The organism is Chitinophaga silvatica (assembly GCF_003419895.1).
In the GTDB taxonomy this organism is placed as follows: Bacteria; Bacteroidota; Bacteroidia; order Chitinophagales; family Chitinophagaceae; genus Chitinophaga; species Chitinophaga silvatica.
The window spans coordinates 738,900-751,855 of sequence record NZ_QPMM01000002.1 but is presented as its reverse complement, the minus strand read 5'-3'; the positions used below and the strand labels follow the sequence as shown (position 1 = coordinate 751,855).

Genomic DNA, 12,956 nt, shown 5'->3' with positions numbered 1-12,956 from the left:
CGAAAACTTCTTCTAACGGGTTGTCTTTTTTTTAAGACAGCCCGTTTTCATTTATACTCATGTTGTAATTGACTATCTTTGTTCCTCGCATTAATTAATTTCCGCATGAGTGTTGTACAATCAATCAGACAAGCTGCAGTCGTAGCCGTAAATTCACTGTATAATCAGCAGGTGACAGAAGCAGACATTGCTATCAATACCACCAAACCTGAGTTCGAAGGTGAATACACCATTGTTGTTTTCACATTTACCAAGTTTAGCCGACAAAAACCAGAAGAAACTGCTCAACGCATAGGAGAATACTTAGTTGCCCATAACCCTGAATTAATCTCCAAATTCAATGTGGTTAAGGGATTTCTGAATTTAAGCATCAATGATGCTTATTGGCTTAATTACCTTCAGCAACAATTTCAAAACACCAATCCCGGCATGCAGCCGTCTAATGGTAAAAAAATTATGGTGGAATATTCTTCCCCCAATACCAATAAACCACTGCATCTTGGGCATTTAAGAAATAATTTCCTGGGCTTTTCAATTGCAGAAATTATTAAAGCCAATGGATATGAAGTGATCAAAGCTAACCTGGTAAACGATCGTGGTATCCACATCTGTAAATCCATGCTGGCCTGGCAAATGTTTGCCCATGGCGATACTCCTAAATCAACCGGTATCAAAGGCGATCACCTGGTGGGAGATTATTACGTGAAGTTTGAAACAGTGGTAAAAGAACAGGCAGAAATAATCATAGACCGCGCATTGGAAAGCGATTTCCAGGATTTTGATGAAGCCGAAACTCAAAAACTCGAAAAGCTGGTCACTGCCCTTCATAAACCTGAAGTAAAGGCCGACAAAGAAAAAACCGCTAAAATTATGGGCGACATTAAAGAAATGTCGCGCAATAAAACAGAAATCATGCAGCAGGCTAAAATCATGCTGCAACAATGGGAAGCCGGTAATCCTGAAGTCAGAGAGTTATGGGGTACCATGAATAGCTGGGTGTATGAAGGATTTGATGAAACCTACAAACGCCTGGGAATTGATTTCGATCAAATGTACTTCGAAAGCGAAACTTACCTGTTAGGTAAAGACCTGGTTGCCGAAGGACTTAGAAAGGGCGTATTATTTAAAAAAGAAGATAATTCTGTATGGATTGATTTAACGGCAGATGGTCTGGATCAGAAGCTGCTGTTGAGAGGAGACGGAACTTCTGTATACATGACCCAGGACTTGGGAACTGCCCGTCTGAAATACGATCAGTACCAGATGGAAAAGAGCATGTATGTAGTGGCAGACGAACAGAATTACCACTTCAAGGTACTTCAACTGATCCTTCAAAAGCTTGGAGAACCTTCTGCCGATGGTATTGTACACCTGAGCTACGGGATGGTGGAATTACCAGAAGGTAGAATGAAGAGCCGTGAAGGTACTGTTGTTGATGCAGATGACCTGATCGATGAAATGATCTCCACAGCAGAACAAAAAACGCAGGAATCAGCTAAAAATCTTGATTCCTTTAGTGAAGAAGAATTGAGGGAGCTATATAAAACAGTGGGAATTGGTTCTATGAAATTCTTCCTGTTGAGAGTAGATTCTAAGAAGAAGATGATTTTTGATCCTTCTGAATCAATTGACCTGCACGGGTTTACAGGACCATTTGTTCAATACGCCTATGCACGTATAAAATCGATATTAAGAGATCCTGAACTTGGAGAAGTTCCTGATTTGTCGGCTTTTGATGCTAAGGAAGCACTATTACCGTTAGAAAAAGAGTTGATAATTTTAAATGAACAATTCTCCACAGTTGTAGCTGATGCATATAAGGAATTAAGTCCTTCTGTTATCGCTAATTATGCGTTCCAGTTAGCACAAACCTTCAACTCCTTCTATGCAGAAAAAGTAGATGGCATTCCTACTTATTCTGTAAAGCGTGCTGCAAGTGAAGACAAGAAATATCTACGTATTCAGCTGATCACTCATACAGCAAATACGCTTAAACAAAGCTTAAAGCTGCTTGGTATAGGCGTTCCAGAGAGAATGTAGGTGTTTCTCGCAGAGTGGCAAAGATTAGTATTAAGACATAAAATATTTTAAGGATCGAAGCGGATATTTAAGAGATATTGATTAATCAGTATTTCTTTAAAATATCCGCTTCGGTCCTTAATAGCTTTTACCAAAAAAACTGCATCTTAATATTAATCTTTGCCACTTTGCGAGCAAAAAAAAGCGCTGTGAGCCTTTACAGATCACAGCGCTAGTAGCTTTCAGCCACCGTGGCCAAACTACCGAAGAAAATACCACAGTAAGCAGCGCAGCGAAAAAGGAGCTTGCCTATCCTTAATGCGCTGTTTTTGAATCTCCACACTGTGGCAAATATTTTTAATTAGATTCTAATCCTATAGCTTTACTGCCTGATCACACAAAGCGGTTCCTTTCTTAAACTTACCTACACCCATATACGATTTTCCCAGCATAAACATAGCAAAAGCATTGCAAGGTTGCAAGTCTAAGACTTTTTTCCATTGTACAATAGCTTTTTTGAAAAATCCCTTGCTATACAAGTCGTGTGCCAATTGCTGATATTGGGATGCCAACTCCAGCGAATCTTTTACAACGTATATTCTTGTACGATAGTTTCTCGAAGGAATATGTTTTTCAACAAAGAAACCTGAAACCGGTGTACAACATATTGCAGTGAAAAATACAATACAGCATATGCAAGTTGTAAGTTGGCAGGATTTCATTAATCGCGTGACATGGTTGCGCGACAAATATATATATAATTAATAAAAATTATCGATAATATATTTTTAACGGTTCATATTATCTGCACTAAATCCCAGCGGTAACAGATCACCTGATCTATCCATGATCAGTACTTTCCCTTGCAGTCCGCCCATTATCAGACGTATCGGAGCATCCTGACGTTTCTCATATTCGCTCAGTGTCTGACGGCAAATACCACAGGGAGAAATGGGGGTTGAACTATCACCATTTAAATTGTGATAGCTTATTGCAATAGTTTCTATTTGAATATCCGGATAGAGGGAAGTAGCTGTAGATAGTGCTACTCTTTCGGCACAAATCCCAACAGGAAAAGATGCGTTCTCCTGATTAGTACCTGCGATAATTTCACCATTTGCTAAACGGATCACTGCCGATACCTGGAATTTTGAATAAGGTGCATAAGCCTGTGCCGTCACTGCTCTGGCCTCCTGGAGTAACCAGGCATCATCATCATCCAGCTCATGAATGCTGTCGTATGAATTAAAATTTATTTGTAGTTGCTGCTTTTCCATAATTGAGGTTCTCTGTTATTTCCTTACAATTTACGATATAAAAAGAAAAAGGACTGGCCAGCGCCAGTCCTTATCGTATATTCAATATCGTAATTACTTAATGGTTTTGAATATGCGGCTCCAGCGGATACCATTTTCGCCATAGCTCATCCAGATCAGCCATGCCTTACCTACTACGTGATCTTCCGGTACAAAGCCCCAGAAGCGCGAATCAAGGGAGTTATTGCGATTGTCTCCCATCATCCAGTAATAGTTCATTTTGAAAGTATAGCTATCGGTAGGTTGACCATTAATAATAAACTGACCATCCTTACGCTCTAAAGTATTGCCTTCATACACTCTGATAATGCGATCGTATATAGCAATATTACTTTCATCTAACTTAACAGTAGCTCCTTTTTTAGGAATATATAACGGACCGAAGTTCTCTTCTGTCCAGTGATAATGTGCTGTATCGTGCGGGAAAATTCCAACTGAATCAAACATCATAGAATTTTCTGAATCAATATACACAGATACGCTTTTTACCACAGGCTTTAATTCACTGATAGCGGCTGCAGCGGCTGGTGTCAGGTTATAAACAAATTTGTTATTACCCATCACATAGGCTTCACTATTGGTTACACCCAATTCTTCGAGACGGCTTGGATTGATAATATCACCTGTTGTTTCTATAATATATTTATGTTGACTTCCAGGCGGAACAAATGCCGGTTGGCCATTTACATATACTACACTATTGATGATCTTAAGTGTATCGCCAGCTTGAGCCATACATCTTTTGATATAGTTTTCTCTTTTATCTACCGGGCGTTGAATAACTTTATATGAATTATGTACAGCATTCCAGCCTTCTCTTCTTACCAGGTTATAATAGCTAGGTTCTTCGGTTCCCAGGGCTACAGAGTCACCTTCCGGAAAGTTAAACACTACCACATCGTAACGGTTAATATCTGAGAAACCAGGTAAACGTCTGTATTTCCATTTAATGGCTTCAGAATATGCCTTGGTAGATTTTGTAAAAGGCATAGTATGATGTACAAATGGCACTGCTAATGGAGTCATAGGAATCCTTGGACCATAACTAATTTTGCTTACAAACAAAAAATCGTTTACCAGCAAGGTCTTTTCCATGGATGGAGTAGGGATCGTATAGGCCTCAAATATAAAAGTGCGGATAAGCGTGGCAGCTATAATAGCGAAAATACCAGCGTCTAACCATTCTCTAGCCACAGATTTCTTCTTCTTAGGCTGATTGTCTTTATTTTTTTTCCAAAATGCCAGATTCATTCAGGTGTTTGTTAGATGCTTAAAAAGGCAAATATAATATTCTGTTGTTACCCTTAAGCTATTATTTAACAAAAGTTTTCTTAAAAATCAATTAAAGATAATTTATTAAAAAATTTTAACATACGGCAGAACTCGCAACGATTTGATTAAATTTGAACTCTTTACAATTCCGGATTTGAATACATTCACGATAAAAGATATTGAAGGATTTACTGGTATAAAGGCTCATACTATCAGGATTTGGGAGCAACGCTATAACTTATTTAAAGCCAGAAGAAAGGATACCAATCATAGAATTTATGATGGAGAAGACTTAAAGGTCCTTTTAAGAATTGCCTACTTATACCATAATGGGATTAAGATCTCAAAGATTGCCAGTATGTCTGAAACTCGGCAAAATGAACTTACTATTGAGATATCTCAAAGCTCCCAAACACTTTATCATATTCACGAACTCATTGATGCTACCGTCGATTATGATCAGGAAAGATTTGAAAAGGTATTTCTTCAGCAAATCACAGAATCCGGGATCGAGCAAACAATTACAACTGTAGTATATCCGTTCCTGGAAAAAATTGGAATATTGTGGCTAACCAATAACGTGATTCCGGCACAGGAGCATTTTGCTTCCAATATCATCAAAACCAAGCTGGTTTCGGCTATTGATGCCTTAAGTATGAACTATCAATGCCCCGAACATTTCCTGTTATTTCTGCCTGAAGGAGAATTCCATGAAATTCCTTTACTGTATGTACACTACCTGCTGAAGAAGAATGGGAAAATGGTAACCTATTTCGGGCCTAATATTCCCCTGGAAGACTTAGGTAATTTTATCAACACAAAAAAAATTACTCATCTATATACGCATATTCTCACACAATCACTCCCCTTCGATCTGAGTGAACTAACCTTGAATTTAAGTGAAAGATATCCCCGGCTACAAATTTTAATTTCCGGGCCGCAAGCCAACTTATTACAAGCTCCTCTCCCGGCTAATATCATCAGGTTAGAGCAATTAAATCAACTTACCAATTACTTTTAGTTAAAGTACTTCAGCGAGAATCTGGTTAATCACAGCTGCCCTGTTTAATACCATAAAATGACCGGCATTTTCAATCAGATGAGTTGGGGTAATATATTTGATAGGAAAAGGCCAATCCTTATTGCCATGAATATGAATTAAATTATCGGGTACCTCCTGATTTTCCCAGTTCAGAATTGTATTTACAGCCCAGCGGGTAAACGTATAATCCTGTTTTTGCAGGTATTCATTTACCAATTTTTTCTCCCACTCCGTTTCTGTATTCAGGAAACGCTTTACTATCAAACTTCTGTGCCGATATAAAATCTGATCAGGTAAATTTTGGATACCTAAACTTTTAATCCATTTGTAGTAGGGCGGTTTTTCATTACTATGCTTAATACTGGAGATCAGGATATTTTGAGACACAGGAATTTGCTTTGCAATTTCCTGACTCATAATTCCGCCAAATGAAACACCCAGTAAAACAACAGGCCCATCTACCTGTATGTTTTCTGCCATTCGGGCAGCATACTGGTTGATGGGCTCTGAGGGCAATGGACTTATCCAGGGTAAATAATGTATCTTATAATCCGCAGGAAAAATCAAATTTGCAAAAATTCGTTCATCAGCCCCTAATCCACTTATCAGATATAGATGCTTCTGCATAAACTATATTTAGCTAATCTATTTTCTATCTCGATTTGGAACAACAAAATCATTCACATCATCGGCAGTAATAGTTTTCCCGGAAAGAATCACTAATCTTTCCACCACATTGCGCAGCTCTCTGATATTTCCTGTCCAGTTATGCTGTTGTAATGCTTTCATTGCATCTTTATCAACGGCTTTCTTTGCAATTCCATATTCATTGCAAACACTTTCCAGGAAGCTATCTACCAGCAATGGAATATCTTCTTTCCTCTCATTTAATGAAGGAACATGAATCAGAATTACGCTTAATCTGTGATACAGATCCAGTCTGAAGTTCTTCTCTTCTACTTCCTGCAATAAATCTTTATTGGTAGCTGCAACCACGCGAACGTCCACACTAATTTCCTTATCGCCACCCACGCGGGTAATTTTTCCTTCCTGCAAAGCTCTCAAAACCTTTGCCTGAGCGCTTTGGCTCATATCTCCGATTTCGTCCAGGAACAATGTACCACCATTAGCCTGTTCGAACTTTCCGATACGTTGCTTAACGGCTGAAGTAAATGATCCTTTCTCATGTCCAAACAACTCGCTCTCAATCAACTCACTTGGTATTGCTGCACAATTCACTTCTACCAATGGTCCGGAAGCACGGTTGCTACGCTCATGCAACCAACGGGCTACCAGTTCCTTACCTGATCCATTGTCGCCGGTAATCAATACCCTTGCGTCTGTAGGTGCTACTTTATCAATCGTTTCTCTGATCTTCAGAATTGCAGCCGACTGACCAATCATTTCCGGAACTTTATGCACCTTACGGCGTAAAGTCTTTGTTTCAGTGACCAGTGTAGTTTTGTCTAATGCATTGCGCAGGGTAATAAGGAGGCGATTCAAATCAGGTGGCTTTGAAATATAGTCGTAAGCGCCTTTTTTAACAGCATCTACGGCAGTATCAATATTACCATGACCAGAAACCATTATAATCGGAACATCCGGATTCACTTCTTTTGCTTTCTCCAGAAATTCGAGACCATCCATCTTTGGCATCTTAATATCACACAATACAGCGTCATAGGTTTTAGCCTGAAACATCTTAAATCCTTCTATTCCATCCGCGGCTTCCTCAACCTTATATCCTTCATAACTTAATATCTCCGTAAGGGTTTTACGAATACTTTTCTCGTCGTCTATGATTAAAATGTTAGCCATAAATAGTTTTAGGTTGTATATAAAAGCTGTATACTGCTTTCTGTTTAACGGGCAAAAATAAAGATTCTCAATTAATATTGCAGTATAGTCAACTTCATTTAACATGTCTGAAACAATTCAAATTATTCCATGGCAATCCGACTGGGAAGAACGGTACCATCAAATTGAGACAAAAATTCAGGCGGCAATAGGTCATCAAATTAAAAGTATAGATCATATAGGCTCTACCAGTGTTTTGGGCTTGCCAGCCAAAGATGTCATTGATATTCAGGTAACTGTGGAGTCGCTGGCCGTTCCTATTCAGAGCGCACTAGAGAAGTTAGGATTCATTAAAAAAGAAATTTATGACGATCACAGACCTCCGGGAAGAGATGATATTCCAGAAAAAGGACTAAAAAAGCACTTTTACTCCCTGACTCAACCAAGAGTGAATTTACATATCCGGGTGTTGGGAGAGTTCAATCAACAATATGCAATTTTATGTCGCGATTATCTGAGGGCCAATCCGTATGCCGCTAAAGCGTATGCTGAGATTAAACAGCAGTTGGCAAGGTATTTCCCCGATAATATGGATGCTTATTATGATATTAAAGACCCGGTTTTCGATATTTTGATGGAAGGAGCTTATTTATGGAAAAAGTCAATAAACCTTTAGCTTGTTAATTAACGATTAGTCTACTAATTTTACAGGATAATACTTACTTTTCAAGATATCTTAAGTTGAGATACCTGTAATTCGTTCCTTATATGAATGATGAATTTTTTGAAGCGCTCAGACAGCGCCACCAAAAGGCGGCAGTCAATGCTTATCCGGCTACAGGTGCAGTAGACAAATTTGTTAGTAATCTACTCAATTGGTTATTTCCCGAACATACCGGACAAATCATTAAAGATTCAAATGCCTTAATAGAATATAGTAGTCAGCTCACCACTCAACTACAGCAATTGCTTGAGTCGATGGCCCCCCAATTACCCAATACGGCCATAGAATTGAGTAAGACGTTTATGAACAGGGTGCCACAGATCTATGACGACCTGGTGAAAGATGCAGAAGCTATTTTTCAGGGCGACCCGGCAGCTTCCTGTGTATATGAAATCATTCGTTCATATCCCGGATTTTACGCCATTGCTTTCTACAGAATCGGACATGCCCTGTATGAACTTCGTATTCCCGTGTTGCCAAGAATGGTCACAGAGCTGGCACATTCACGTACCGGAATAGATATTCATCCGGGTGCTATGATTGCCCCATGGTGTTGCATAGATCATGGAACAGGCATCGTAATTGGAGAAACGACTATTATCGGCCCACACGTAAAAATTTACCAGGGCGTAACCCTTGGTGCATTGAGTGTTGATAAAGATATGGCCAGAAGCAAGCGCCATCCAACAATTGAAGAGCATGTTGTTATCTATGCAGGAGCCACTATTTTAGGAGGAGAAACCACTATTGGCCATCATAGCGTAATAGGTGGTAACGTGTGGTTGATAAGAAGTGTAGCTCCGTTTTCCAGAATTTACTACAGACCAGAACACAGATATCAGGAATAAAACATAAATCATGGCATCTATTATAGAATTGATCGGTAATACGCCGATGGTGGAATTAAGAAAGATTTCCGTTAATCCTAACGTGCAGATTTTTGCTAAACTGGAAGGAAATAATCCGGCAGGTAGTGTAAAAGACCGGGCAGCCTATGGAATGATTAAAGGAGCTTTAGACCGTGGCGATATTAAGCCTGGCATGAAGCTGATTGAGGCTACCAGCGGAAATACAGGAATTGCTTTGGCTATGATTGCGTGTTTGTTTGGTCTTGAAATTGAATTGGTAATGCCGGCAGATGCAACCAGAGAACGCGTATTAACCATGGAAGTATATGGTGCTAAAGTTACCCTTACGCCTAAAGAACTATCTATGGAAGGCTCTATAGATTATGCCAATGAAAAAGTTGCCGGCGGAGGTTATTTTATGTTGAATCAGTTCGCCAATCCAGACAATTACGGCATGCACTATAAAACCACCGGCCCGGAAATCTGGCGGGATACTGCCGGAAGAGTTACCCACTTCGTAAGTGCAATGGGAACTACCGGAACTATTATGGGTGTATCCAAATTCCTCAAGGAACAAAATCAGAATGTACAGATAGTTGGTTGTCAGCCTACCGACGGCTCACGCATACCGGGCATACGTAAATGGCCGGAAGCTTACCTGCCTAAGATTTTCGACAAATCACGCATCGACAGAATTATGGATATCTCTGAAGCAGAAGCCAGAGCAATGAGCAAACGCCTGGCTAGAGAGGAAGCAGTATTCTGCGGTATGAGTAGCGGTGGCGCCGTTGCAGCCGCTGTAAGGCTTTCCCAGGAACTGACCAGAGGTACAATTGTTTGCATTATCTGCGACAGAGGTGACAGATACCTGTCTAGCGACCTGTTTTCTTAGGTTTCTCGCAAAGGCCGGAAAGATTAATATTAAGGAGCAAAGGTTTTTTTTAAGATTTTTAAGGATTGAATTAGCTATTTTAAGAAATATTGATTGGCTATAATTACGAATTAAACTAATCGGCAATTCTTAAAAAGATTCGCTTCAATCCTTAAAAATCTTAAAAAAAACCTTTGCTCCTTAATATTAAGCTTTGCTTCTTTGCGAGAAAAATAGAGCTTGCGAGCAAAATTTTATATTTTGGACAAACATCATTAGTGAACAATGAACAACCAAAACGCAAGAAGAGTATTTCTTAAACAAGCAGGATTACTCAGTGCTGCACTTTCCCTATCCACACTCCCGGTAGTAGGAAAGTATCTCCTGAAGCCTCAACAGCCTGGCCACAATATTCCCGTAGACAAGAATCTGGATCCACAATGGGTGCAATCATTATACAATCGGGAATCGAATCCTACGACTTATTTTAAGAGTAAAAATGAATTAAAGTATATAGGCATGCCCGTAGGTGGGCTGCATACTGGTACCGTATATGCAGGCGGAGACGGACGACTTTGGCTCTGGCAGATCTTTAATGAAAGCATGGAGGGAGTGCATGAAGGTATAAATCCTGTTACTGTTACATGGAATGATGGCAAGAGCAACAGACAAATCAGACCCCGGGATGGTGCGGCTTATGTAGCACCACCTGAAGCAAATAAGATGCGGGTATTGGAGCAGGGATTTGCCATTCAGATTAAAATAGGTGACAAAACAATCATTAAGGAATTAAAAGAAGACGACTGGGATGAAGTTAGCTTTCTGGGCTCTTACCCTACCTGCTTAATCAGGTATGAGAGTAAAGATTGTCCGGTAGGCGTTTCCTTAAGTGTGGGATCTCCTTTTATTCCACTCGATGTTGATAATTCCTCTTTGCCAATGACGTTTCTACACGTAATGGTAGTAAACAAATCAAAGGAAAATATATCCGTTACAGTAACCGGATGGTTGGAAAACGGAGCGAATAAGCTGAGCGCTAAGCCTGGTAACGGTAAAAAACACAATAAGCATATAGCAACAACTAACAACTCTTCCATCTTTATGAGTTTTGATGCTATAGATCCGAAATTGAAAACCTCAACTGATGCGGGTACAATGTGTTTAACACTACATGATAAGGCCAGTGGAGTTCATACAGGGTTTAATCCTACAATTAGCAACGATTCTTTTAATAAATATAACAACAATGATAGCTTAGCAGAAGCACCTGATAAGCTAATTGGAAGTATTAGCGCAACCAGTAAAATGGCTCCTAATGATTACTTTTCGCCTAAGTACAGTATTAGCTGGCACTTCAATCATCCCCATCCTCAATTGATAAAACTGGTACCGGATGCGGCGAAGGGATATTACTACGGAAAAAAATTTAAAGATGCCCTGGAGGTAAGTAAATATGTGCAGACCAATTTCAATTACCTGACAGATACTGCCAATTTATGGACATATTGGCAAAATGCTTCGACCTTACCATATTGGTTCCTGGATCGTACATTTCTAAATTTAGGTACGCTGGCCACTGCCAATACATATAGATTTGCAAGCGGCCGGTTCTGGTCGTGGGAAGGTATAGGTGCCTGTGCTGGAACCTGTACGCATGTTTGGCAATACGCCCATGCCATGGCCCGTGTATTCCCCACCCTGGAGCGTGATATGAGGCAACGCGTGGATCTTGGCACCGGATTTTATCCCGATAGTGGCGCTATCAGGTTCAGAGGTGAAAATGAGAATCGCCCTGCCATTGATGGGCAGGCAGGAACGATCCTGAGATTTTACAGAGAGCATCAGATGAGTGAAGACGATACTTTTCTGAAAACCAATTGGCCATCCATTAAAAAAGCTGTCAAATTTATGATGGCTCAGGATAAGAATGGTGACGGAATGATTGATACACCGATGGAAAACACGCTGGATGCAGTCTGGGAAGGAGAAATTGCATGGATAGTTGGTCTTTGTATTGCAGCTGCAGAAGCATCGAAAGCAATGGCGCTTGAAATGAATGATACTGAATTTGCAAAAACCTGCAAAACCTTCGTTACCAATGGCCGCAAAAATATGGAGCAGCATCTTTTCAATGGAGAATACTTTATTCACCGGCCAGATGCCAAAGAAGGAAGACAAAAACTCGGGTCTTACAATACCTGTCATATAGACCAGGTATACGGACAAAGCTGGGCATTTCAGGTAGGATTACCAAGAATATTGGATAAAGACAAAACTATTTCAGCATTAAAAGCATTGTGGAAGTACAATTTCACAGCTGATGTTGGTCCGTATATTCAAACCCATTTAGGCGGCAGACCCTATGTTTTGCCTGGCGAAGGCGGTATGATTATGAATACCAATCCAGCTAATGAGGCTAAACCTTACGGAGAAAATACCACCTGGCAGCTTGGTTATTTTCATGAATGCATGAGTGGCTTTGAACATCAGGTGGCAGCACATATGATGGCTGAAGGGATGGTTGATGAAAGTCTGATACTCACCAGAATGATCCACGATCGTTATCATCCTGCCAAAAGAAATCCATTTAATGAAATAGAGTGTAGCGATCACTATGCCAGAGCAATGGCAAGTTATGGAACGTTTATCTCTGCATGTGGCTTTACCTATCATGGTCCTAAAGCTACAATTGGATTTGCCCCTAAAATAGATCCTAAACACTTCTCTACTCCATTCATTACAGCAAAGGGATGGGGAAGTTATTACCAGAGTAGAACAGAAGAAGGCCAACATCATGGGATGGAAATTCTCTACGGAACATTAAAACTGGAGAAGTTGAATTTCGAGTTGATAAAAAAACGCGAGGTAAAAAGTGTGACTGTTTTAGTTGAAAGATTAACAGATAAACTTGTAAAAATACCAGTACCAGCTACATTTAGCGTTAAAGATAATCAGCTAACCATAACATTAAACTCGGTTTTTAATTTTATAAAAATGGATAGGTTGAAGATTGATGTTAAATGTTAGTTTTTAATTTAGTTTGATGATTTTGCAAATTAATAGCAAT

11 protein-coding genes are annotated in these 12,956 nt (G+C 39.7%); 6 read left to right on the top strand and 5 right to left on the bottom strand.

The window, feature by feature from the left end; all coding sequences use genetic code 11:
* The first annotated feature begins 105 nt into the window (after positions 1-105).
* Positions 106-2,040 (top strand): arginine--tRNA ligase, encoded by a 1,935-nt coding sequence (gene argS, locus DVR12_RS07425; protein ID WP_116975002.1) that lies wholly within the window; start codon positions 106-108, stop codon positions 2,038-2,040.
* A gap of 353 nt (positions 2,041-2,393) precedes the next feature.
* Here the strand turns inward: argS and DVR12_RS27485 are convergent, their stop codons facing one another.
* The 3 genes from DVR12_RS27485 to lepB form a co-directional block, all read right to left on the bottom strand.
* Entirely contained in the window at positions 2,394-2,741 is a 348-nt protein-coding gene (locus DVR12_RS27485) for a tetratricopeptide repeat protein (RefSeq protein ID WP_147323425.1), read from the bottom strand.
* A gap of 66 nt (positions 2,742-2,807) precedes the next feature.
* The gene (locus tag DVR12_RS07415) at positions 2,808-3,296 is read right to left on the bottom strand and encodes a cytidine deaminase (RefSeq protein ID WP_116975000.1); all 489 of its coding nucleotides are present in this window, start codon (positions 3,294-3,296) and stop codon (positions 2,808-2,810) included.
* Positions 3,297-3,389: 93 nt separating this feature from the next.
* A complete protein-coding gene (lepB, locus tag DVR12_RS07410; protein WP_116974999.1) occupies positions 3,390-4,586 on the bottom strand; it encodes a signal peptidase I in 1,197 nt (398 codons plus the stop codon).
* Between the two features lie 142 nt (positions 4,587-4,728).
* Here lepB and DVR12_RS07405 point away from each other — a divergent pair, with 142 nt between their 5' ends.
* Complete coding sequence (locus DVR12_RS07405; RefSeq protein WP_116974998.1) at positions 4,729-5,628, top strand: MerR family transcriptional regulator; 900 nt, start codon at positions 4,729-4,731, stop codon at positions 5,626-5,628.
* Here DVR12_RS07405 and DVR12_RS07400 read toward each other — a convergent pair whose 3' ends face one another.
* The gene (locus DVR12_RS07400) at positions 5,629-6,276 is read right to left on the bottom strand and encodes an alpha/beta fold hydrolase (RefSeq protein ID WP_116974997.1); all 648 of its coding nucleotides are present in this window, start codon (positions 6,274-6,276) and stop codon (positions 5,629-5,631) included.
* 18 nt (positions 6,277-6,294) lie between these two features.
* On the bottom strand, positions 6,295-7,467 hold the full coding sequence (locus DVR12_RS07395; RefSeq protein ID WP_116975139.1) for a sigma-54-dependent transcriptional regulator: 1,173 nt from the start codon (positions 7,465-7,467) through the stop codon (positions 6,295-6,297).
* 103 nt (positions 7,468-7,570) lie between these two features.
* On the opposite strand from DVR12_RS07395, the gene DVR12_RS07390 reads away from it, so the two are divergent.
* From DVR12_RS07390 to DVR12_RS07375, 4 genes are all read left to right on the top strand, one after another.
* Positions 7,571-8,122 (top strand): GrpB family protein, encoded by a 552-nt coding sequence (locus tag DVR12_RS07390; protein ID WP_116974996.1) that lies wholly within the window; start codon positions 7,571-7,573, stop codon positions 8,120-8,122.
* 92 nt (positions 8,123-8,214) lie between these two features.
* Complete coding sequence (locus DVR12_RS07385) at positions 8,215-9,018, top strand: serine O-acetyltransferase (RefSeq protein WP_116974995.1); 804 nt, start codon at positions 8,215-8,217, stop codon at positions 9,016-9,018.
* A gap of 10 nt (positions 9,019-9,028) precedes the next feature.
* Positions 9,029-9,910, top strand: a complete 882-nt coding sequence (cysM, locus tag DVR12_RS07380; protein ID WP_116974994.1) for a cysteine synthase CysM — start codon at positions 9,029-9,031, stop codon at positions 9,908-9,910.
* Positions 9,911-10,174: 264 nt separating this feature from the next.
* Positions 10,175-12,916 carry a GH116 family glycosyl hydrolase gene (locus DVR12_RS07375; RefSeq protein WP_116974993.1) on the top strand — a complete coding sequence of 914 codons (2,742 nt, stop codon included), beginning with the start codon at positions 10,175-10,177 and terminating at the stop codon, positions 12,914-12,916.
* Positions 12,917-12,956 lie beyond the last annotated feature (40 nt).